This window comes from Pseudonocardia sp., assembly GCF_050246655.1.
Taxonomy (GTDB): domain Bacteria; phylum Actinomycetota; class Actinomycetes; order Mycobacteriales; family Pseudonocardiaceae; genus Pseudonocardia.
Genome location: NZ_JBFWVQ010000017.1, coordinates 33,607 through 55,103, shown reverse-complemented (window position 1 = coordinate 55,103; position 21,497 = coordinate 33,607). Strand labels below are relative to the sequence as shown.

Below are 21,497 nucleotides of genomic sequence, written 5' to 3'. Positions count from 1 at the left end.
CGGGCCGCTCGGTTGCAGGGGTGCTCAGCGGGCGTTGTGGAAGATGACGCCGAGCACGTGCCGGCTGCCGCTGTGCACGGCGCTGACGCCGTGGCGCATCTGGACGCGGTGGTCGCCGCGTGTCCCGCGCCGCGGGCGCGTGCGCACGGGGAAGATCACCGCCTGGCCCTGGCCCGGCCGCAGCACGATCGGCCGGGACTGCTGGCGGGGACGCTGCTCGACGAGCACGCTCTCGCCACCGGTGAAGTCCACGTCCGGACGGCTCAGCATGACCAGGAACTGCAGCGGGAACGTGAGGTCGCCGTAGACGTCCTGGTGCAGGCAGTTGTAGCCGGACGGGCCGTAGCGCAGCACGAGCGGGGTCGGCCGGTGCTGGCCCTGGGCGGCGCACGCCGCGAGCAGTCCGTCGAGCGTCTCGGGGTAGCCGCCCTCGCCGAGACGGAGTGCCCAGTCGTTCGCGACCCGCGCCAGCGGCGGGTACAGCGCCGTGCGCAACGCCTGGACCAGCGGGGGCAGCGGGTCGGCGAAGTAGCGGTAGCTGCCCTCGCCGAACGCGTGGCGCGCCATGTGGACCGTGCTGCGGAACCGGTCGTCCTCGTCGAACATGGCGATCGTCTCGGCGCACCGCTGCGCGTCGAGGATCGGCGGCGTGACCGCGCACCCGTCCTCGTCGAGGCGGCGGGCGAGCTCGGGCCAGTCCAGCGCGTCCAGGTCGAGACCGGTCGTGTCGAGCACGGTGTCGGGCACGGTGTCGGTGCGGGTGGCACCCATCGGTGCACCTCCTTGCGGGTCGCTCGCGTGTTCCGGGTACCTCAACACCGTCGCGGGGAGCCCGGTTGCACCTGGGTCGACCCGCACGACGACGGGCCACCCCACGCCGTGCACACCCCCGCGCGCCGTGTACACGCGCAGGTCGCGGTGCACACGGCCCGACGTCTGTGGGGTGACGTCACGGTGTGCACGGGTGGGCGGCGGCCCGCCGAACCGCGTACCGGCCCCGGTCAGGGCACGGTCACAGCTCCGCGAGCGGGACGTCGGTGTCCGCCAGCCGGTCGGGGTCGACCGGGGAGCCGGAGCGGATCAGGCGCTGGATGTCGTCGGTGACGTCCCAGACGTTGACGTTCATCCCGGCGAGCACCCGGCCACCGGCGAGCCAGAACGCGACGAACTCCCGGGCCTTCGGGTCCCCCCGGAACACGACCCGGTCGTAGCTGCCCGGTTCGGCGTGGCCCGAGTACTCCATGCCGAGGTCGTACTGGTCGGAGAAGAAGTACGGCACCCGGTCGTAGACCACGTCCTGGCCGAGCATCGAGCGCGCGGCTGCCGGGCCCCCGTTGAGCGCGTTCGCCCAGTGCTCGACCCGGATCCGCCGCTGGAGCAGGGGGTGGTCGGTGTTCGCGACGTCACCGGCGGCGTAGACGTCCGGGTCGCTCGTCCGCAGGGCCGCGTCGACCAGCACGCCGTCGTCCACCGCCAGCCCGGCCGCCTGCGCCAGCTCGACCGCGGGCCGGATCCCGATCCCGACGACGACCGCGTCGGCGGGCACCTCGGTGCCGTCGCCTCCATCGCCGCCGAGGACGACCGAGGCGACGTGCCCGTCGCGCCCGGTGATCTCGCGGATCCCGGTGCCGAGCCGCAGGTCGACGCCGTGCTCGGCGTGCAGGTCGGCGAAGACCTGGCCCAGCTCGTCACCGAGCACCCGCTGCAGCGGCAGCGGGGCCACCTCGACCAGCGTCACGGACGCGCCGTGCGTCCGCGCCGCCGCCGCGACCTCGAGCCCGATCCAGCCGCCGCCGATCACGACCACCCGGGCGCCCTCGGTGAGCACGTCGCGCAGCGTGTCGGCGTGCCCGATCCGGCGCAGGTAGTGCACCCCGTCCAGGTCGGCGCCGGGCACGCCGAGGCGGCGCACCACCGAGCCGGTGGCCAGCAGCAGCTTGTCGTACCCGAGCCGCTCACCGCCCGCCAGCGTGACCACGTGTGCCGCGGGATCGAGCCCCTCGGCCCGGACACCGGTGCGCAGCTCGATGCGCTGCTCGTCGTACCAGCCACGCTCGTGCACGAACGCCTTGTCCCGTTCCTCGCTGCCCAGCAGGTAGCCCTTGGACAGCGGCGGCCGCTCGTACGGCGCGTCGTCCTCCTCGCCGACGAGGACGACGCGGCCGGTGAAGCCCTCGGCGCGCAGCGTCTCCGCCGCCTTCGCGCCGGTGAGGCTCGCACCGACGATGACGAAGGTCCGGTCATCCTGGGGGGTGGATCCGGTCATGTGCTCCTCCACGTTGAGTGCGCCGCTGGGGTACGCGCCTCAGCTTGCCGGGGTACCCGGATGTGCGGGAGGGGATCCGGTCATCGCACCCCTTCCTTGCGCCAGCGTCACCGCGGCCCCGGCGTCGAGGCGGCCGTACCCGTACCAGGGGCTGTGGCCGGAGGCGTCCCACCGGCCGTTCTGCGGGTCGACCCGCTCGCAGGAGCGCCGCAGCACGTCGGCGACCTCCTCGCGGCGCAGCCCGGGGGCGACCGCGAGCACGAGCGCGGCCACCCCGGCCGCCCCCGGGCAGGAGCTGGACGTGCCGCCGAAGGAGTCGGTGTAGTTCCCGGCCGGGTCGCCCGCCCCGGTCCCGCCGCCGGGGTTGTAGCCGCCGCGGCCGGTGATGTCGGTGGTCCAGATGCCGGGGGTGAGCGGGGCGGGCCGCCCCTGCGCGGGGTAGGCGAAGTCGTTGCTGGGAAAGGCGCAGAAGACGGCGTCGCCCATGTCGCTGTAGACCGATCGCACGTCGCGGTCGTTGCTGGCCGCGACGGCGAGGACGGTGTCGTGGGAGGCGTAGCCGTCGAGGTCGACGCTCTCGTTGCCGTTCCCCGCGGCGAACAGCACGACGCAGCCCAGCCCGCCCCGGCCGCGGGTGGCGGCGAAGTCGATCGCGAGGCGGGTCTGGTCGGGCAGCGGCGTGCGGGCGCGGTGGCGCGGGTCGGAGGGATCGAACCAGGCGCCGTCGACGGGCCCCCAGCTGCAGGAGACGACGTCCGCGCCCTGCTCGGCGGCCCATCCGAACGCGGCGGCCTCGGCCTGCGAACCCAGCCCCGACACGAGCCGGATCGGCATCAGCCGCGCCCCCGGCGCCACGCCCGAGGCGCCCGCGCGACCGTCCGCGCAGGCCACGCCCGCGCAGGCGGTGCCGTGCTCCTCGCCGGACCGGGCGGGCCGCGGATCGGCGTCGCCGTTCGTCACGTCCCGGGGTGCGGCGATCTTGCCCGGGCCCGCGAACTCCTGGTGGTCGATGTCGATCCCGGTGTCGATCACCGCGATGGTGACGCCCTCGCCGCGGGTGACGGCGTGGGCCGCGGCGACGTTCGCGTCGGCGTCCACCCACCGCCCGTCGACCGTCGTGGCCTCGAGGTGCCACTGCTGCGGGGCGATCGCGCGTCTGCCCACCGCCCGCACGATCTCGGGATGGGCGAGCTCGACGTCGTCGCGCTGCAGGAGGCGCTGCGCGATCGCGAAGACCTCCTGCCCGGTGCCCTCGGCGGCGGCGGTGAACCAGCCGTTCACGGCGTAGGACGGCCGGTACCGGACGGCGAGGCCCTCGCTGCGCAGGATCTCGCGGCACCGCCCCTCGGGAACGTCCGCGCCGAAGGTCACGAAGACGTTCTCGGTGTACAGCACGGGTTCGCCGCTCTCCACGTCGACCAGGACGTGGCCAGCGAAGCGGGTGGCGGGGGAGTCGCGCAGCCCCGCGATGGCCTCCTCGACGGTGCGGGCGGACGGCTGGCGGCGCCGGTAGACCTCGACGCACGCCTCCGGGAACGCGAGGACCACGTCCATCCCCGCGACGAACCGGGCCTCCGGGGCCAGCACCGGCCCGGTGCGCAGGGAGCGCCGGTGCCGGGTGCGGACGGCGAGGAGCTCGGGATCGACCTCGAAGCGGAACGTCTCGCCGTCGCGTCCGCCGTACGTCACCTCGGGCATGGTCACCTCCGTGCCGGGAGCGCAAGCTTGCCCGGCCGCGCGGGCACCCGGCGGCCCGGGTTCAGTCCGGGCGGGCGCGGGCGCGCCCGGACCCCTGGGCCATGAACGCGGCGTGGCAGGCGAGGTTGACGGCCAGGAACTGGTTGGGGTCGTCGAGATCGACGCCGAGGACGTCGACGATGCGCCGGATCCGGTACGCGACGGTGTTGCGGTGCAGGTAGAGCTGCTCGCAGGTGCGGCTGATCGACCGGTTGTTCTCGAGGTACACCCGCAGCGTGGTGAAGTAGTCGTGCTGCTTGGCCCTGCCGAGGGTCGCCAGCGGAGCGAGCAGGTCGTCGATGCTCTGGCGCACGGACGTCGACGAGTACCACTCGACAAGCAGCCTGCTCAGCCCCGGCGCGTCGAACATGACCGGCTCGTTCGCCGCGCCGCGCAGGCGGGCGCTCTGGAGCGCGGAGTCGGCCTCGGCGCGCGAGGCGCGCAGCCCCTGCAGGCCCTCGTGGGATCCGCCGACGCCGCAGAGGATCTCGATGCCGGGCGAGGACTCCGCGGCCCGGTCGAGCACCGCCTGCACCGCCGCGCGCAGCCGCCGCAGCGCCGCGGGGCCGTCCGCGTGGTTGTGGGTGCGCACGAGCAGGACCCCGCCGGTGCGCGGGGCCATCGTCCAGGTGCCGTCGTGGTGGGCGGCGGTCTGCCGGGCGACCCGGCTCAGGGTCTGCGCCTGGTGGTAGGCGATGACGGTGTCGTCGCCCGCGATGTCCAGCAGGTTGGTGAACTCCAGGTCGACGACCTGGTTCCACGCCTCCACCCGGATGCCGAGATCGGCCGCGCGGCGCAGCCACGGCCCGCTGTCCTCGGCGGCGGCGTCGAGCAGCCGGTGCAGCAGCTCGCCCGCGGAGAGCAGGGACAGCTGCTCGGCCTGCTCGGCCTCGATGGTGCGCCTCGTCAGCGCCCCGCAGAGCCGCCACGTCACGAGGTGGGCGAGCGCGTCCTCGGGGGCGAGGGTCGGGCGGCGCTGCAGCCAGGGGCCGCGCGGATCGGTGAGCACCGCGGGGACGCCGGCGAGCGCCGGGTCGCGCTCGCCGACCGCGAGCCCGAAGGTCCGCGCGGCGCCGCTGCGGTGCAGCAGTTCGGGACCGGTCACGTCGGCCGGTCCCGCGGCCTCGAGCGCGTCGACGGCCCGGCAGATGTCGACGGCCCGGTCCAGCAGGGTCGGGAGCTGGGCGTCGAGCATCCGGACGACGGTCGTGAGCAGCTGCGTCACGTCGACGGGGCGGGTGAGGCGGATCATCGACAGGTCCTCGCGGCGGGCCAGTGCGAGCGCGCTGAGCGAGGGCGTCGGCGCCTCCGACTGCAGGACCAGCCCGGCCACGTCGTCGAGGCGGCGCAGCGCGACGTCGAGCCGGTAGCCCCGCGCCTCCCGGGACGCGACCCGGCCGAGCACGACCAGCGCGCCAGGCGGGCAGTCGTCGAGATCACGCAGGTCCTCGGCCAGCCAGGTGGCGCGGACCTCGCGTCCCGGCCTGCTGGAGGGTCCCGCCGAGACCTCTGTCAGGCCGGGGTGGCGATGTTCCAGCTCGGCGAGGACCTCGGCGACCGTCACACCCACCATCCGCACACCCCACACCTCAGGGTGTGATCTGTGCAAGCACCACAATCGAGACTGTGGTCTTGTGCATCTCGGCCATGGTTGTGACGGAGCGTGGTCACTAGCGTTCCGGCACATCACGCCGCCAGTGGAAGGGGCACTCGCGTGGCAGACGACTCCAGGCTCGGCATCCTGCTGCTGAGCACCACGGCGCCGGAGCGGCTCGGCGGTATGTCCAGGCGGTGCGAGGAACTCGGGTTCGACGAGATCTGGCTCGCGGAGGACTACTTCTTCTACGGCGGCTTCACCGGAGCCGCGCAGGCCCTCGCGGCCACCACGCGGGTGCGGGTCGGAATCGGCATCGTCTCCTGCGTCGCCCGCCACCCGGCGGTCACCGCGATGGAGATCGCCTCGCTGGACCGGGCCCACCCGGGCCGGTTCCTGCCCGGCGTCGGGCACGGCGTCCCCGCCTGGGTGGCGCAGATGGGCCTCACCCCGAAGTCGCCGATGCGGGCGCTGACCGAGGCCGTCACCGGGATCCGCGCACTGCTGAGCACGTCCGAACCGCTCACGACCGAGGGCGAGTACTTCACGTTCCGCGAGGTGGCGCTGTTCCACCCGCCGGCGGGCGACGTGCCGCTCTACCTCGGCGTGATCGGCGCGAAGGGCTGCGAGCTCGCCGGGCGCATCGCCGAGGGCAACGTCCTTTCGGTGCTGGCGCCGACCGAGTACGTGACCTGGGCCCGCGACCTCGGGCAGCGCGGACGCGATGCGGCCGGGCGTCCCGGCGCCTTCAGCGTGCCGACCTACGTGCTCACCGCGGTGGACACCGACCGCGACGCGGCCAGGGCGGCGGTGCGGGCCTCGATCGCGTTCTACCTCGCCGCCGTCGGCCCGACCCCGCTCACCGGCGCGATCGGGATCAACGACGAGGTCGCCGAGCTCGTGGCGGACGGGTACGACGCGGTCGTCGAGCGGATGCCCGAGGAGTGGGTGGACCGGCTGGCGATCTCCGGCACCCCCGCCGAGGTGGCGGCGCGGATCGAGCAGTACTGGGCCGCGGGTGCGGACAGCGTCGTGCTCTCACCCCAGCCGGCGGACTCCGTGGGCACGCAGCTGGAGCTGATCGCCGCGGAGGTCCTCCCGAGGCTGCACCGGTGACGGCAGTGACGACAGTGACGGCGACTTCTTCGGAGGCCGCGGCGCGGATCGACCTGGACAACCTGCCCGCCCTCGCGCTCGGCTGCACGGTGTTCGCCGGCGGGGGCGGCGGGGACCCCCGGATCGGCGAGCTGATGGCGATGGAGGCGATCCGCGAGCTCGGGCCGGTCCGGCTCCTGCCGCTGGACGCGCTCGCCGACGACGACCTGATCATGCCCTGCGGGATGATCGGCGCCCCGACCGTCATGGTCGAGAAGATCCCCAACGGAGCCGAGGGGCGCGTCATCCGCAAGGCCTACGAGGTCCGCTTCGGCAGGCCCGTCGCGGCCGTGATGCCGTTCGAGATGGGGGGCATCAACGGGGTCCTGCCGGTCGCCTGGGCGGCGTACGCGGGGCTGCCGCTGCTCGACGCCGACTTCATGGGCCGCGCCTTCCCCGAGCTGCAGATGCTCACCCCGCACCTGTTCGGCATGCCCGGCTCGCCCGCGGTGATCACCGACGAGCGCCTGCAGACCATCGAGTTCCACGCCCGCGACAACGTCTGGCTGGAGAAGCTCGTGCGCAACTGCGTCGCCTCGCTCGGCGGCTCGGCCTGCGGCGGGCTCTACCCGATGACGGCGGGCGCGGCGCGCCTGCCCGCGATCACCGGCACCGTGACCCGCGCGATCCGCATGGGCGAGGCCATCCGGCGCGGCGCCGAGGACCCCCTCGCCGCGATCGGGCAGGTCGCCCCGGTGACCCGGATCGGGCAGGGCAAGGTGGTCGACATCGAGCGGCGCACCAGCGGCGGGTTCGTCCGCGGCTCCGCTCTCGTCGAGGGACTCGGCACGGACAAGGGGCGGCTCTTCCGGCTGGAGTTCCAGAACGAGAACCTCGTGGTCCTCGAGGACGGCGAGCCGCTCGCGACGGTGCCCGACATCATCACGCTGCTCGACATCCACACCGGACACGGGATCGTGACCGAGGGCATCCGGTACGGGCAGCGGATCGAGATCGTCGCGTTCCCCGCGCCCGAGGTGTGGACGAGCCCGGAGGGGCTCTCCGCCGTGGGGCCACGGGCCTTCGGCTACGACTTCGACTTCGTCCCGGTGGGAGAGCGCCATGGCTGAGCCCACCTCCGAGCCCACCTCCGAGCCCACCTCCGAGCACGCCGCGGTCGCACCGCAGGCCCGCCTGCGCGTCGGCATCGACGTCGGTGGCACGAACACCGACGCGGTGATCGTCGACGAGCGGGACCGGCTGCTGGCGAAGGTCAAGCACCCCACCACCTCCGACGTCACGACCGGCATCCTCTCCGCGCTGCGGCTGGTCCTCGCCCAGCTCGACGGCGCGGCCGCCCGGGTCAGCCACGTCATGCTGGGCACCACGCACGCGACCAACGCGATCCTGGAGCGCCGCAACCTCAACCGGGTGGCCGCGCTGCGCCTGGGTGGTCCCGCGACGCACGCCGTGCCGCCGCTCACCGGCTGGCCGGACGACCTGCGCGCGGCGATCTCCTGCGGCGCGGTGGTGGTCGACGGCGGCGTCGAGATGACCGGCGAGCCCATCGTCCCGCTCGACGAGGACGCCGTGCGGCGCTTCCTCGACGGCGTGGCCGAGCAGGCGGAGGGGGTCGCGGTCTCGGGGGTCTTCTCCCCGGTGCTCTCCGACCAGGAGTTCCGGGTCGAGGAGCTGGTGCGGGAGGTGCTCGGCGACGTCCCGGTGTCGCTGAGCCACGAGATCGGCTCGCTCGGCCTCCTGGAGCGCGAGAACGCCTGCGTCCTCAACGCCGCGCTCGTCGCGGTGGCCGGGCGGGTCACCGCGGGGCTCGGCGATGCCATGAGCGCCAACGGGATCTCCGCCGAGGCCTACATCGCCCAGAACGACGGCACGCTGATGAGCCTGGACTACGTGCGCCGCTACCCGATCCTCACCATCGGCAGCGGGCCCACGAACAGCATGCGCGGTGCGAGCTACCTCACCGGCGTCACGGACGCGCTGGTCGTGGACGTCGGCGGTACCTCGACCGACATCGGGATCCTGTCGTCCGGATTCCCCAGGGAGTCGTCGACGGCCGTGGAGATCGGCGGGGTCCGGACGAACTTCCGGATGCCTGACCTCGTGTCGCTCGCCCTCGGCGGCGGGACGATCGTCGGCTCGGCGAACGGACAGGTGACGCTCGGGCCGGGCAGCGTCGGCTACCGGCTCACGACCGAGGCGCTGGTCTTCGGCGGGTCGGTCCCGACCCTGACCGACGCGATCGTGGCGACGGGCCGGGGCAACGGGATCGGCCGGATCGGTGACGCCTCGCGGGCCGCGGCCCACGAGGAGCTGCTGCGGCGCGCGATCGCCGAGGTCGACGCCCGCATCGAGGAGGGCGTGGACCGCGTCAAGACCTCCGGGCGCGAGCTGCCGCTGATCGCGGTCGGCGGGGGCAGCGGGCTGATCCCCGAGGTGCTGGCCGGGGTCGCCGGGGTCCACCGCCCGGACAACCACGACGTCGCGAACGCGATCGGGGCCGCCATCGCGTCGGTGTCCGGCGAGCTCGACCGCGTCTTCGCCTACGGCAAGGACGGCCGGGACGAGTCGATCGCCGAGGCCGTGCGACTGGCCCGCGACGAGGCGATCCGGGCCGGCGCGGACCCGGCCTACGTGGAGGTGGTGGAGATCGAGGAGGTGCCGCTGGCCTACCTCACCGAGCCCGTGGCGCGGGTGCGGGTGAAAGCGGCCGGCCCCCTGAAAACCCACTGACCGCTCGACGACCGACGGAAGGAGGCGCCATGGAGCTGCACGCCGCCGACTCGCTGGACGGGGCGCTCGACGTGCTGGCGCGCCACGGTGAGCGGTGCCAGGTCCTCGCGGGCGGCACCGACGTGATGATCCAGCTCGGCCGCGGGGAGATCGCCGCCTCGCTGCTGCTGCACATCGAACGGCTCGCCGAGCTGCGCACGGTCGGGTCGAACGGCTCGACCCGCATCGGCGCGCTCGTCACCCACCGCGCGCTCGCGACCGGCGCGCTCGGCACGGGGTACCGCGCCGTCGCCGAGTCCGCGGGGACCGTGGGCGGGCTGCAGACGCAGGCCGTGGGCACCCTCGGGGGCAACGTCTGCAACGCCTCGCCCGCCGCGGACACACTGCCCGCGCTGCTCGTGCACGACGCCGAGGTGACCCTGCGCAGCGCCACGGGCGGCCGGAGCGTGCCGCTGGAGCGCTTCGTCGTGGGCAGGCGGGCCACGGACCGGTCCCCGGACGAGCTGCTCACCGCGGTCACGCTGGCCGCGCCGCCACCGCGCAGCGGGGACGTGTACCTGAAGGTCGGCAGGCGCAGCGCCATGGAGGTGGCGATCGTGGGGCTCGCGATGCGCCTGACGTTCGACGGGGCGGGGACGATCACCGCGGCGCGCGTCGCCGCCGCCTCCGTCGCGCCGCGGCCGGTGCGGTCGACCGCCGCCGAGGCGGCCCTGGTCGGCAGCCGGGGAGGGGCGGAGGCGGTGCGGGCCGCCGCGGACGCCCTGCTCGGCGACATCGATCCCGTCGACGACGTGCGCGGCAGCGCCGCGTACCGGCGCCGGGTGATCCCGGGCCTGGTGGGCCGGGCCGTGCAGATCTGCGCGCAGCGAGCGGAGGGATGAGCATCGTGGACGTCACGTTCACCGTGAACGGCAGGCGGGCGACGGTCGCGACCGACCCGGCCGCCCCGCTGCTGGAGGTGCTGCGCGAGGAGCTGCAGCTGACCGGCACCAAGGAGGGCTGCAACGAGGGCGAGTGCGGCGCGTGCACCGTCCTCGTGGACGGGCTGCCGGTCGACTCCTGCATCTACGCGGCGGGGGCCACCGCGGGCCGCTCCGTCGAGACCGTCGAGGGCCTGGCGGACGACGCGCTCGGCCGCGACCTGCAGGCCGCCTTCGTCGCGGCCGGCGGCGTGCAGTGCGGTTTCTGCACCCCCGGGTTCCTCACCACGCTCGTGGCCGTGCTGCGCGAGAACCCCGCGCCGTCCGAGCAGGAGGTCCGCACCGCACTCGCGGGCAACATCTGCCGCTGCACCGGCTACAGCCAGATCCTCGACGCGGTCGCGGTCACGATCTCGGGGAGGAACGGGCGATGACCGTCATCGGCGAGCGCGTGCCCCGCACCGACGGGCGCGCCAAGGCCTCCGGAGAGGCCGTCTACGGCATCGACCACGCCGAGCCCGGCATGGTCTGGGGGGCGCTGCTGCGGTCCCCCGTGAGCTCGGGCCGGATCACCCGGCTCGACACCTCGCCCGCGACCGCGATGCCGGGCGTGCACGCCGTCGTCACCGCGGCCGACGCGCCCGACGCCTACGCCGGCTGGGTGCTGCGCGACCAGCGGCTGTTCGCCGGCGACCGGGTCCGCTACGAGGGGCAGCCGGTGGCCGCCGTCGCCGCCGACACGCTGGAGCTGGCCCGCGCGGCCGTCGCCGCGATCGTGCTGGAGATCGAGCCGCTGCCCGCGGTCGTGGACCTCGACGCCGCGCTGGCACCGGACGCGCCGCTGGTGCACCCGGACTGGGCGAGCTACGTCCCGGCCGGGGGCCCGGCGGCCGACTACCCGCGCCACGGCAACCTCGCGGCCGAGTCCGTCTCGGACCCGCCCGGGGTGGACGAGGCGTTCGCCCGCGCCCACCGGATCGTCGCCGACGAGTACCGGGTGCAACGCCAGTACCAGGCCTACATCGAGCCCAAGAGCGCCGTCGCGAGCTACCGCGACGGCCGGTACACGATCCACACCGCCCACCAGTTCCCCTACAACGTCCGCGACCGGGTGGCGCAGTTCCTCGACGTGCGCACCTCGGCCGTGCGCGTCGTCGGCCACACCATCGGCGGCGGCTTCGGCGCGAAGCTCGACGCTGCCCTGGAGCCGTACGCGGCCGTGCTGGCGCGCTCGCTCCGGGGCCGCGCGGTGAAGCTCGTCAACACCCGCACCGAGGACCTGATCACCTGCCCCAGCCGGGAGGGGGCGGTCACGCGCATCCGCTCAGCGCTCGACGCGGACGGCACGATCATCGGCCGTGAGCTGGAGGTGATCGCGGACAACGGCGCCTACAGCGGCGAGATGCCGTGGCTCGCGAGCATCGCGCTGCACTGCGCGCGCGGCGTCTACCGCGCGGGGCCGACCCGGGTGGCGGCCCGGCTCGTCTACACGAACACCACGCCCACCGGCGCGTTCCGCGGCGTGAACGGGACCTACCTCTACCACGCCGTCGAGCGGCACATGGACCACATCGCCGCCGAGCTGGGCGCGGACCGCATGGAGTACCGGCGCCGCCACCTGTTCGACGACGGCGAGGAGCTGCTCAACGGTCAGGTGCTGCACGACGCGGGGATCCTGCGCGAGGCGTTCGACGCCGTGGAGGCCGTGGCCCCGTGGAAGGAGCTGCAGGCGGCGCGGCGGCCCCACCGCGGCGTCGGGATCGCCGCGGCGTGGTGGCTCACCAACCCGATGCCCGGCACGGCCGTCGTCAAGATCCAGGACGACGGCACCGCCACGGTGGTCACCGCGGCCACCGACAACGGCTCCGGCGCGGTCTCGATGGGCGTCACCCAGATCGTGGCGGACCGGCTCGGCATCCCGCCGTCGGACGTGTTCGTCACGCTCCCGGACACCGACGTCGCCGGGTTCGACGCGGGCTCGCAGGGCAGCCGCACGACGCGGATCGTCGGCAAGGCGTCGATGATCGCGGCCGACGAGGTCGTCGAGAAGCTCAAGGAGGTGGCGGCGGGGATCCTGGAGGCCTCCGCGGCGGACCTGGAGGTCGCGGACGGCACGGTCCGGGTCGCGGGGGCGCCGGGCACCAGCGTCCCGATCGCGATGGTCGCCGCCACGGCGACGAACACGGTCGGCCCGATCCAGGGCACCGGGTCGTTCGTCACGCCGTTCCCGGACTTCAACCCGGGCTGCGCCACCGGGCTGATGCTGCCGTCGTTCCCGACGCCCACCTACCACGTGCACCTGGCCGAGGTGGAGGTCGACCCGGTCACCGGCACGGTGCGGGTGCTGCGCTACGTCGTGGCGCAGGAGGTCGGCAGGGTGATCAGCCCGGACGGGACGTACGGGCAGGTCATGGGCGGGGTCACGCAGGGCGTCGGCTACGCGCTGCACGAGAGCCTGCGCGTCGGCGGGGACGGCCGCTACGTCGAGCGGACGCTGGAGAGCTACCGGCTCCCGCTCGCGGGCGACGTGCCGCGCGTCGAGTTCCTCCCGCTGGAGCACCCCGACCCGGACGGCCCGTACGGGGCGAAGGGGGTCGGGGAGGGGCCGGTCCTGCTGCCCGCCGCGGCCATCGCCAACGCCGTGAGCGACGCGATCGGCCGACCGCTGGACGACATCCCGATCACCCCCGAGGACGTGCTCGCCGCGCTGCAGGCGGCCGGCGACGGTGAGGAGCTGCCGCGATGACGATCGTCGAACCGACAAGGACCACGTACACGGGAAGCCGCGTCCGGCGTACCGAGGACCCGCGCCTGCTCGCGGGCCGCGGTCGCTACGTCGACGACGTGACGGTGCCCCGGATGATCGAGGCCGCCGTGCTGCGCAGCCCGGTGGCCCACGCCCGCATCACGCGCATCGACGCAGGCCGGGCGCGCGAGCTGCCCGGCGTCTTCGACGTCCTGACCGGGCCCGAGCTCGCGGCCGTGGCGGGCGAGCAGCCCGTGATCTGGTTCCCGCTGCCCGACCAGCGGATCGCGCGCACCCACGCGCTCGCCACCGACCGGGTGCGCTGGGTGGGCCAGGCGGTCGCCGCCGTGGCGGCCGTGGACCGCTACGTCGCCGAGGACGCGCTGGAGCTGATCGAGGTCGAGTACGAGCCGCTGCCGGTGGTGGCCGACCTCGACGCGGCCCTCGCCCCGGACGCCCCGAGGCTCTACGAGGACTGGCCGGACAACGTGAGCGGCTCGCTCACCTACACCCAGGGCGACACGGACGCGGCGTTCGCGGTGGCCGACCTCGTGGTCTCGGAGAGCTTCACCCACGGCCGGGCGTTCGGCTGCCCGCTGGAGCCGCGGGGCTGCATCGTCGAGTGGGACACGTTCGCCGGCACCGTCGACGTCCACCTGTCGACGCAGTCGCCGAACCTCGCGCGCGACCTGTTCTCCGAGGTGCTGGGCGTGCCCGTGCACAAGATCCGCGTGCGCACCCCGAACCTGGGCGGCGGGTTCGGCAACAAGTTCGACTTCTACGGCGAGGAGGTGGTCGCCGCGGTCCTCTCGCGGCGCACCGGCCGCCCGGTGAAGCTGCTGGAGGACCGGGCCGACAGCTTCTTCGCCACCTCGCACTCGCGCGACCAGCGCCTCGACTTCGAGATGGCGCTGCGTGACGACGGCACCATCCTCGGCCTGCGCGGCGTCTCCTACGGCGTGCTGGGCGGGGCGCTCGGCACCGTCGGGAGCGGGCCGCCGTGGGCGTCCGTGCTCACCTGCATGGGGCCCTACAGGATCCCGAACCTGCACCTCACCGTGACGGCGGTGATGACCAACCGGGCACCGTACGGCTCCTACCGCGGCTGGGGGGTGCCGAAGGGCAACATCGTGCACGAGCGGCTCATCGAGATCGCCGCCCGCAGGCTCGGCATCGACCGCGCGGAGATCCGGCGTCGCAACTTCCCCACGCCCGACGAGTTCCCCTTCTTCAGCGGGGTGGCGTTCACCTACGACAGCGGTGACTACCCCGGCTGCCTCGACCTCGCGATGAGCAAGGTGGACGAGCTGGGCTGGCGCGAGCGGCAGGCCGCGGCCCGCGCGGAGGGGCGCTCGGTCGGCATCGGGTACTCCTTCCACGTCGAGCCGAGCGCCTACGGCCCCAGCCGCATCCTCAACCTCGTCGGGCTCGCCCACTCCGGCTTCGACGAGGTCACCGTCCGGATGGACTCGATCGGCAAGGTGACGGTCTACTCCGGGCAGATCAACATGGGGCAGGGCACGCACACGATCTACGCCCAGCTCGCCGCGGACGCGCTCGCGATCCCCATGGAGGACGTCGTCGTCGTCACCGGCGACACCGACTCCTGCCCCTACACCGGCTACGGCACCGGCGGCAGCCGGGCGGCACCGCTGGGCGGGGCGGCCATCCTGCGGGCGTCGGGGCGGCTCAAGGCGAAGATCCTGCGGGTCGCCGCCGAGCTGCTCGAAGCCTCGCCGGAGGACCTGGAGATCGAGGCCGGCGTGATCGGGGTGGCGGGCACCTCCGGGCGCACCGTCACCACCCGCGACATCGGGGACGCCGCCTACCGCAGGCTGCTCGACCGGATGCCGGAGGCGGAGATCCCGACCCTGGAGGAGGTCGACGTCTTCGACCCGCCCAACATGGCCACCTCCTACGGCTGCACCGCACTGCTGGTCGAGGTCGACCGGGGGACGGGTGTGGTGACGCTGCTGGACTGCCTGCAGGCCCACGACTGCGGCACGGTGATCAACCCGATGCTGGTGGACGGCCAGCTCGCCGGGGGGCTCGCGCAGGCCCTCGGCGGTGCGTTGCTGGAGGAGCTCGTCTACGACGAGGAGGGCCAGCTGCGCACGGCGAGCTTCATGGACTACCTGCTGCCCACGGCGATGGAGATCCCGCCGTTCCACTTCTTCCACACCGAGACCCCGGCGCCCGACATCCCCGGCGGCATCAAGGGGGTGGGTGAGGCGGGCACGATCGCGGGCGTCTCGCTGGTCGCGAGCGCCGTCGACGACGCGCTGGCCGACCTCGGCGTCACCGTCACCCGGTTCCCGATCACCCCGCCACGCCTGCTGGAGCTGATCCGCGCCGCGCAGGCCCGCACCCCGGAGGCCACGACGTGAAGCCGCCACCCGTCCGCTACGCCCGCGCCACCGACGCGCGGGAGGCCGTCGCGCTGCTGGCCGAGCACGGCTCGGAGGCCAAGGTCCTGGCGGGCGGCCAGAGCCTCGTCCCGCTGATGAGCTTCCGGCTGGCCCGCCCGTCCGTCCTGGTCGACATCAACCGGGTGCCCGGCCTCGACACCGTCGCGACCGACAACGGCAGCCTCGTGATCGGGGCGATGGCGCGCCAGCGCGACGTCGAGCTGAGCGACGTCGCCGCCGCTGCCGTGCCGCTGCTGCCGATGGCGCTGCGCCACGTGGGCCACGTCGCCATCCGCAACCGTGGCACCGTGGGCGGCAGCCTCGCGCACGCCGACCCGGCGGCGGAGCTGCCCTGCCTGGTCGCCGCGCTCGGCGGCGAGCTGGAGGTGGACGGCCCGCGCGGCACCCGCACCATCGCCGCGCAGGACTTCTTCGCCGGCACCTTCACCACCGCGCTGGAGCCCGACGAGCTGCTCGTCGCCGTCCGCCTGCCCCGGCTCCCGCAGGGCACCGGGGTCGCTGTGGAGGAGCTGGCCCGCCGCCACGGGGACTTCGCGATCGCCGGCGCCGTGGCGGCCGTCCACCTCGCCGCGGACGGCACGGTGGACCTCGTGCGCCTGGGTGCCAGCGGCGTCGACTCGGTGCCGGTCCGGCTGCACGCGGCCGAGGCCGTCCTGGCCGGGCAGGCGCCCACCGCCGAGGCGATCGCCGCCGCCGCGGACACCGTCCCGGCGAGCGTGCGCCCCACCGACGACGTCCACGCCCCGGCGTCCTACCGGCGGGACATGGCCCGGCTCCTCGTGGAGCGGGCGATCGGGGTGGCTGTCCACCGGAGCACCGAGCGGAGCGGAGTGCGGGCATGAACGAGGACACGATCGGCACCATGGCGGTCTCCGTGACCGTCAACGGCCACGTCTACACCGGCGACTGCGAGCCCCGGCTCACGCTCGCGGACTTCCTCCGCCACCGGTGCGGGCTCACCGGCACCCACCTCGGCTGCGAGCACGGCGTCTGCGGCGCGTGCACGATCCTCGTGGACGGCCGCAGCGCCCGGGCTTGCCTCATGCTGGCCGTGCAGGCCGACGGGGCGACGATCACGACCGTGGAGGGCCTGTCGGGCGGCGGCGAGCTGAACTCGCTGCAGGAGGCGTTCTGGGACAACCACGGCCTCCAGTGCGGCTTCTGCACGCCGGGGATGCTCATGACGGCGACGGAGCTGCTCGACGAGAACCCCGAGCCGGACGCCGCGGAGGTCCGCGAGTGCCTCTCGGGCAACCTCTGCCGGTGTACCGGATACGACGCGATCGTCACCTCGGTGCTGGACGCGGCGCGCCGGATGCGCGGCTGACCCGTCGTGACGCGGGGTCAGCCGTCCCCGTTCTCGATCCGGTCCAGCGTGCGCAACGCGTCCTGCGCCGCGGCCCGGCACTCGGCCGACGCGTCGCGGGCGACCTCGTCGAGCGCCGCCCGCGCGCGGGGGCTCCCGATGCTCGCGAGCACGTCGACGAGATCGGGGCCGCCGCGACCGGCGAGCAGCGCCTCGGTGACGAGCGGGACGGAGCGGTCGCCCGCCTTCACGAGGAGGATGCAGGCGAGCACCCGTCCCGTCTCGTCGCCGCCGTCGGCCGCGTCGACCAGGGTGTTCCCTGCGGTCCGCAGCCCGGACCAGCGCCAGGTGACGCCCGCGGCGAGCAGGCCGAACCCGGCCATCAGAGCACGCCCGGCAGCGTGTGCTGCTCCCAGTAGGCCGGATCGTGGGTGTCGCCGTGCTCGAACCAGCCGTTGACGTGCGAGGTGACCTTCGCGGCGTGCTCCGGGGGCGGGCGGAAGGTCTGGCCGCCGCGGTCCGCGATGATCACCAGGTCGAGGTGCACGCGGATGTCGATCACCCGGTCGACCTTCGTGAAGTCCGGGAACCACTCGCCGTGGACGGGCCAGCTCAGCAGGACGAGCCGGTCGATCTCCAGCCCGCGCCAGGTGGCGAGGTTCGCGACGGTGCCGCCGTGGCTGTGCGCGAACACGTCCGGGCGGTGCAGGCCCTGGTCGACCGCCCAGTCCGCCATCTGCTGCGCGGCGAGCCTGCGCGCGCCGTCGGAGTACAGCCCGCTCCACCGGAAGCTGGGATCGTGCACGTGCAGCGGGGGCGCGAGCGCGTCGAGGTAGCGGTAGAAGTCGCCGCCCGGCTGCCACCAGAGCGTCCGTCCCGCGAAGGTCCCGTGGGTGAGGAACGCCGTGTGCGACGGCCGGTCCGTGCCGGTGCGGGGTGACGGGCGGGTGGTGACGTGGCGCAGCACCTCGTGCTGCGGATCGACGCGGGCCAGCCCGATCCGGCCGATCTCGCGGGTCAGCGCGTCGCCGCGGGAGGCACCGTCGACGAGCTGGGCGACGACGTCGTCACGGGGGCCGGTGGTGTCGATCGCCGCCACCGCGGCGGAGGTGCGGACGAGCCGGCTCTCGCTGTGCAGGTTGACCTCGACGAGCGCGGCCGCCGCGACCGGGTCGGGCCGCTGCGCGATCTCGGCCATCAGCGCGGCGCCCGCGTCCCCGGGCAGGCGCAGGTCGGGCTCGGGGAGCCGCCGCGCGACCGCGGGATCCAGCGGAACGGCCATCTCGTCCAGAGTGACCGGCTCGGCCCGCCCGAGGGCGTCGACGGCGGCGGGCAGGCCGAGCGCCTCCGGCTCGTCGACGCGCTCCGGAACACCTGCGGCCGCGGCGCCCACGGACAGCACGATCGCGGCCTGGCTCAGCCGCGCGTCCCGGCCGCGGGCCGTGAACGCCTCCGGGCCGGGGATGGGTTCGGCCACGGGACCCCCTGTCGACGTGGAGCCGCCAGGATCCCACGGGGGGGTGGCGCGAGAACGAGAACGTGCGGCGTGGCGGCGGCGAACCGGGCGCGACGCCGGTCCGAGCGTCAGCGACGACACACCGTGTCGGCCGCCGGGGGCCGTGAGCTCCGCGGCCACGCTGCAAGCACCGCCTCGAGATCCACTCAGTATTCGAACATGTGTTCGCAATCAGTGCTGTGAGCTGGTACGATCGGACGCATGACGGCAGCCCTTCCGGAGCAGCGGCTCGTGGAGGAGGTCGCGCGTCTGGAGCGGTTGAAGAACCGGATCGCGGCCCGGCAGGCCGAGGCGATCCGGGAGTTCGCCCGAGCGCATGTGGCATCGCAGACCGCCGATGGGCGGGTGGAGCCGGGGCAGCTGGAGGGGTTGGAGCGCAGCATCGTCGCGCAGGTCGGGCTGGCCTGTCGGGTCGCGCCGGTCGAGGCGCGACGGCGGCTGCGGGTGGCGCGGGACCTGCACGCCGGGCACGACCGGGTGCGGGCGCTGTTCGCGGCCGGGGAGCTGGGCGAGTACCAGGTCGCCACGATCATCGCCGCCACCAGCCACCTCGACGAGGACGCCCGCGCGGAGGTGGACCGCCAGCTCGCCGAACGGCGGGTCGAGACGCTGGGGGTGCGGCGCATCCACGACCTCGCCCGCACGCTCGCCGCGGCCGCGGATCCGGACGGGTTCGCCCGGCGCTGCCGCGCCGCTCGCTCGGGGCGGCGGGTCACCGTGCGCCCGGCGGCGGACGGGATGGCCGACCTGACCGCGCACCTGCCCGTCGAACAGGCCGTCGCCTGCTACGCCACCCTCGCCCGCGCCGCCCAGGACGCTGCCGCCTCGCCGGAGCCGCTCACCCGCGGCCGCGGGCAGGTCATGGCCGACACCCTCGTCGAACGCCTCACCGGACGGGCCACCCCCGACGCGGTGCCCGCGGAGATCCAGATCCTGGTACCCGTCGAAGCCCTGCTCGACCCCACCAGCCCGCTACCCGCACAGATCCCCGGCCACGGCCCCCTCCCCACACAGCGGATCCTGGACAACACCGCACGCAAGACGTGGCGGCGGCTGCTCACCCGCGACGGCATCATCATCGGCGGCGACTCCCGCCGGCGCGCCTTCACCGGCACCCTGGCCGAGCTCATCCGCGCCCGCGACGGGCACCGCTGCCGCGAACCCCACTGCGACGCCCCCATCCGCCACCTCGACCACATCCACCGCCACACCCACGGCGGCCCCACCAGCTTCACCAACGGACGCGGCCTGTGCGCCTTCCACAACCACACCCGCGAAACCCCCGGCTGGACCGCACACGTCGTCGACAGCACCGGCAACACCGTCATCACCACCACACCCACCGGCCACCGCTACCACTCGACACCCACCGCCACGATCACCCCGCCGTTCGGCCGAGCGCACGATCCGACACGGATCAGGGCAGGGTGAGGGGCTGCCGCGGAGCGGCCGGTGCCGCCCCGTCGATCACGCTGCCGGGTGCGCCGTCGAGCACACCGTCGAGCCGGCGTCGAGCAGGCCGTCGAGCACGGCGCCATGGGCGGCGAGGGCCGCGTCGAGGCCCTCAGGGGTCTCGCCCGCCCAGGCGATGTAGCCGTCCGGGCGCACCAGCATCGGCGTGACCGGTGCTGCCAGCGTGACGGGGCCGGCGAAGCCGGCGGGCGCGACCAGCACGAAGCGGCCGGCGCGCAGCGCCTCGTACAGCCGGGTGCCGCCCGTGCCGGTGCGAGTCCCGACGACGTCCGGCGCCCGCGTCCCGACGAGCCGGTGCGCTCCGCGGGGCCGGGGGTAGGCGATCCCGATCCCGCTCTGCAGCATCCGCATGCGGCGCCCGATCGGAGGGACGGCGAGCAGCCGCGGCACCAGCGCGTCCCGCAGCGCACGCGCGGGTGCGGAGCGCAGCATCGCGGCGCGCAGGAGGCCGCCGCTCATCCGCAGCACCAGGCGGCCGACGGGGTGGCGCTCCCGCTCGTAGCCGTCGAGCAGCGCATCGGGGTCCGCGACGCCGCGGACCGCCGCCGCGAGCCGCCAGCTCAGGTTGGCGGCGTCCTGCAGGCCGGTGTTCATGCCCATGCCGCCCGCGGGGGAGTGGACGTGGGCGGCGTCGCCCGCGAGGAACACCCGCGCGACGCGGTAGTGCGGCGCCTGGCGCTCGTCGGAGTGGAAGCGCGACATCCAGCGCGGGTCGTGCATCCCGAAGTCCGTGCCGAAGACGTGCCGGGCGACGGCGGCGATCTCGTCGAGGGTGACGGGCGCGTCGTCCGGGAGCTCACGGCGCCGGTCGCGGGCGATGACGCGGTACCAGCCGTCGCCGAAGGGCACGACGAAGCAGAAGCCGTGTTCCTTGCCGTTGACGGTGAGCTGGTCGGCGGGCGGGTCGGTCATCCGCACGTCTGCGAGCATGAGCGAGCGTGCGGCGGCGCGGCCGGGGAAGGGCAGCCCGAGCGCGCGGCGGACGGCGCTGTGGTGGCCGTCCGTGCCGACGGCGTACGCGGCGCGCACCCGGGAGCCGTCCGCGCAGGTCACCTCGACGCCGTCGGCGTCCTGCTGCAGGCCTGTCACCTCCGCGCCGCGCACGACCGTCGCGCCGGCGCGCACCGCCCGGTCCAGGAGCGCCCGCTCCACCTCGTACTGGGGCGTGACCAGCATGAACGGGTAGCGGCCCGGCAGCGACGACAGGTCGACCGCCACCTGGCCGAACACCCGGAAGCGGTCCGCGCGGCGGCCGCGGGCGAGGAGCGCGTCCGCGAGCCCGCGGGCGTCGAGCTGCTCCAGCGTGCGGGCGTGGACGACGAACGCCCGGGTGAGGGTGGAGTCCTCGCTGCGCCGCTCCAGCAGCGTGACCCGCAGCCCCGCGGTGGCGAGGTCGCCCGCCAGCAGCAGGCCCGTGGGTCCGGCGCCGACGATGCAGACGTCCGTGTCCGACATGGCTCTGCTGGACCGGTGGGAGGGCGACGTCGACGGCCTCCAGATGCTCCTGCGCAGCGCCGTCGCGGACGACGAGGCGGCCCTCGCCCGCACACAGACGATCTTCGCCGCGCAGCTGGCGCCGATGGTCGCCGGCCTCGTCGGCGACCCCGCGGGCGTGCCCACCCGCGCCGGCCTCGTCGCGTCACAGGCGCTCGGCGTGGCCCTCA

18 protein-coding genes are annotated in these 21,497 nt (G+C 74.6%); 11 read left to right on the top strand and 7 right to left on the bottom strand.

Annotated elements, in window-relative coordinates:
• Nucleotides 1-24: 24 nt before the first annotated feature.
• The 4 genes from AB7J25_RS08840 to AB7J25_RS08825 form a co-directional block, all read right to left on the bottom strand.
• Nucleotides 25-771 carry a 2OG-Fe(II) oxygenase gene (locus AB7J25_RS08840; protein WP_428506979.1) on the bottom strand — a complete coding sequence of 249 codons (747 nt, stop codon included), beginning with the start codon at nt 769-771 and terminating at the stop codon, nt 25-27.
• 241 nt (nt 772-1,012) lie between these two features.
• On the bottom strand, nt 1,013-2,266 hold the full coding sequence (locus AB7J25_RS08835) for an NAD(P)/FAD-dependent oxidoreductase (protein WP_428506977.1): 1,254 nt from the start codon (nt 2,264-2,266) through the stop codon (nt 1,013-1,015).
• A 39-nt stretch (nt 2,267-2,305) separates the two neighbouring features.
• The gene (locus AB7J25_RS08830; RefSeq protein WP_428506975.1) at nt 2,306-3,964 is read right to left on the bottom strand and encodes a S8 family serine peptidase; all 1,659 of its coding nucleotides are present in this window, start codon (nt 3,962-3,964) and stop codon (nt 2,306-2,308) included.
• 61 nt (nt 3,965-4,025) lie between these two features.
• Nucleotides 4,026-5,576: a PucR family transcriptional regulator gene (locus AB7J25_RS08825; RefSeq protein ID WP_428507023.1), complete on the bottom strand. Its 1,551-nt coding sequence runs from the start codon at nt 5,574-5,576 to the stop codon at nt 4,026-4,028.
• Nucleotides 5,577-5,717: 141 nt separating this feature from the next.
• Here AB7J25_RS08825 and AB7J25_RS08820 point away from each other — a divergent pair, with 141 nt between their 5' ends.
• The 9 genes from AB7J25_RS08820 to AB7J25_RS08780 are packed head-to-tail and all read left to right on the top strand — an operon-like array spanning nt 5,718 to nt 16,865.
• A complete protein-coding gene (locus tag AB7J25_RS08820) occupies nt 5,718-6,713 on the top strand; it encodes an LLM class flavin-dependent oxidoreductase (RefSeq protein WP_428506973.1) in 996 nt (331 codons plus the stop codon).
• Nucleotides 6,710-7,822, top strand: coding sequence for a DUF917 domain-containing protein (locus AB7J25_RS08815; RefSeq protein ID WP_428506971.1), 1,113 nt, complete (start codon nt 6,710-6,712; stop codon nt 7,820-7,822). Before AB7J25_RS08820 ends, AB7J25_RS08815 begins: the two co-directional genes overlap by 4 nt.
• Nucleotides 7,815-9,443, top strand: coding sequence for a hydantoinase/oxoprolinase N-terminal domain-containing protein (locus AB7J25_RS08810; protein ID WP_428506969.1), 1,629 nt, complete (start codon nt 7,815-7,817; stop codon nt 9,441-9,443). Before AB7J25_RS08815 ends, AB7J25_RS08810 begins: the two co-directional genes overlap by 8 nt.
• Nucleotides 9,444-9,472: 29 nt before the next feature.
• Nucleotides 9,473-10,324 carry an FAD binding domain-containing protein gene (locus AB7J25_RS08805; RefSeq protein WP_428506967.1) on the top strand — a complete coding sequence of 284 codons (852 nt, stop codon included), beginning with the start codon at nt 9,473-9,475 and terminating at the stop codon, nt 10,322-10,324.
• Nucleotides 10,321-10,797: a (2Fe-2S)-binding protein gene (locus AB7J25_RS08800; RefSeq protein ID WP_428506965.1), complete on the top strand. Its 477-nt coding sequence runs from the start codon at nt 10,321-10,323 to the stop codon at nt 10,795-10,797. Before AB7J25_RS08805 ends, AB7J25_RS08800 begins: the two co-directional genes overlap by 4 nt.
• The gene (locus AB7J25_RS08795) at nt 10,794-13,109 is read left to right on the top strand and encodes a xanthine dehydrogenase family protein molybdopterin-binding subunit (protein WP_428506963.1); all 2,316 of its coding nucleotides are present in this window, start codon (nt 10,794-10,796) and stop codon (nt 13,107-13,109) included. The genes AB7J25_RS08800 and AB7J25_RS08795 overlap by 4 nt, the downstream gene beginning before the upstream one ends.
• Nucleotides 13,106-15,496, top strand: coding sequence for a xanthine dehydrogenase family protein molybdopterin-binding subunit (locus tag AB7J25_RS08790; RefSeq protein WP_428506961.1), 2,391 nt, complete (start codon nt 13,106-13,108; stop codon nt 15,494-15,496). The genes AB7J25_RS08795 and AB7J25_RS08790 overlap by 4 nt, the downstream gene beginning before the upstream one ends.
• A complete protein-coding gene (locus tag AB7J25_RS08785) occupies nt 15,493-16,380 on the top strand; it encodes an FAD binding domain-containing protein (protein WP_428506959.1) in 888 nt (295 codons plus the stop codon). Before AB7J25_RS08790 ends, AB7J25_RS08785 begins: the two co-directional genes overlap by 4 nt.
• Entirely contained in the window at nt 16,377-16,865 is a 489-nt protein-coding gene (locus AB7J25_RS08780) for a (2Fe-2S)-binding protein (RefSeq protein WP_428506957.1), read from the top strand. Before AB7J25_RS08785 ends, AB7J25_RS08780 begins: the two co-directional genes overlap by 4 nt.
• 17 nt (nt 16,866-16,882) lie before the next feature.
• Here the strand turns inward: AB7J25_RS08780 and AB7J25_RS08775 are convergent, their stop codons facing one another.
• Complete coding sequence (locus AB7J25_RS08775; protein WP_428506955.1) at nt 16,883-17,227, bottom strand: hypothetical protein; 345 nt, start codon at nt 17,225-17,227, stop codon at nt 16,883-16,885.
• A complete protein-coding gene (locus AB7J25_RS08770) occupies nt 17,227-18,321 on the bottom strand; it encodes a hypothetical protein (protein ID WP_428506953.1) in 1,095 nt (364 codons plus the stop codon). The genes AB7J25_RS08775 and AB7J25_RS08770 overlap by 1 nt, the downstream gene beginning before the upstream one ends.
• A 240-nt stretch (nt 18,322-18,561) precedes the next feature.
• Between AB7J25_RS08770 and AB7J25_RS08765 the strand changes: the two genes are divergently transcribed.
• A complete protein-coding gene (locus tag AB7J25_RS08765; protein ID WP_428506951.1) occupies nt 18,562-19,791 on the top strand; it encodes a DUF222 domain-containing protein in 1,230 nt (409 codons plus the stop codon).
• Nucleotides 19,792-19,827: 36 nt separating this feature from the next.
• On the opposite strand, the gene AB7J25_RS08760 is transcribed toward AB7J25_RS08765, so the two are convergent.
• Nucleotides 19,828-21,288, bottom strand: a complete 1,461-nt coding sequence (locus AB7J25_RS08760) for an FAD-dependent monooxygenase (protein ID WP_428506949.1) — start codon at nt 21,286-21,288, stop codon at nt 19,828-19,830.
• Between AB7J25_RS08760 and AB7J25_RS08755 the strand changes: the two genes are divergently transcribed.
• A partial coding sequence (locus AB7J25_RS08755; RefSeq protein ID WP_428507021.1) for a hypothetical protein occupies nt 21,287-21,497 on the top strand: 211 nt, incomplete at its 3' end. The genes AB7J25_RS08760 and AB7J25_RS08755 overlap by 2 nt on opposite strands.

Excerpts from the sequence above, each read along its gene's own strand:
- AB7J25_RS08825 (WP_428507023.1), bottom strand. The coding sequence starts at position 5,576 with ATGGTGGGTGTGACGGTCGCCGAGGTCCTCGCCGAGCTGGAACATCGC.
- AB7J25_RS08765 (WP_428506951.1), top strand. The coding sequence starts at position 18,562 with ATGACGGCAGCCCTTCCGGAGCAGCGGCTCGTGGAGGAGGTCGCGCGT.
- AB7J25_RS08760 (WP_428506949.1), bottom strand. The coding sequence starts at position 21,288 with ATGTCGGACACGGACGTCTGCATCGTCGGCGCCGGACCCACGGGCCTG.
- AB7J25_RS08800 (WP_428506965.1), top strand. The coding sequence starts at position 10,321 with ATGAGCATCGTGGACGTCACGTTCACCGTGAACGGCAGGCGGGCGACG.
- AB7J25_RS08805 (WP_428506967.1), top strand. The coding sequence starts at position 9,473 with ATGGAGCTGCACGCCGCCGACTCGCTGGACGGGGCGCTCGACGTGCTG.
- AB7J25_RS08780 (WP_428506957.1), top strand. The coding sequence starts at position 16,377 with ATGAACGAGGACACGATCGGCACCATGGCGGTCTCCGTGACCGTCAAC.
- AB7J25_RS08840 (WP_428506979.1), bottom strand. The coding sequence starts at position 771 with ATGGGTGCCACCCGCACCGACACCGTGCCCGACACCGTGCTCGACACG.
- AB7J25_RS08795 (WP_428506963.1), top strand. The coding sequence starts at position 10,794 with ATGACCGTCATCGGCGAGCGCGTGCCCCGCACCGACGGGCGCGCCAAG.
- AB7J25_RS08775 (WP_428506955.1), bottom strand. The coding sequence starts at position 17,227 with ATGGCCGGGTTCGGCCTGCTCGCCGCGGGCGTCACCTGGCGCTGGTCC.
- AB7J25_RS08810 (WP_428506969.1), top strand. The coding sequence starts at position 7,815 with ATGGCTGAGCCCACCTCCGAGCCCACCTCCGAGCCCACCTCCGAGCAC.
- AB7J25_RS08790 (WP_428506961.1), top strand. The coding sequence starts at position 13,106 with ATGACGATCGTCGAACCGACAAGGACCACGTACACGGGAAGCCGCGTC.
- AB7J25_RS08830 (WP_428506975.1), bottom strand. The coding sequence starts at position 3,964 with ATGCCCGAGGTGACGTACGGCGGACGCGACGGCGAGACGTTCCGCTTC.
- AB7J25_RS08835 (WP_428506977.1), bottom strand. The coding sequence starts at position 2,266 with ATGACCGGATCCACCCCCCAGGATGACCGGACCTTCGTCATCGTCGGT.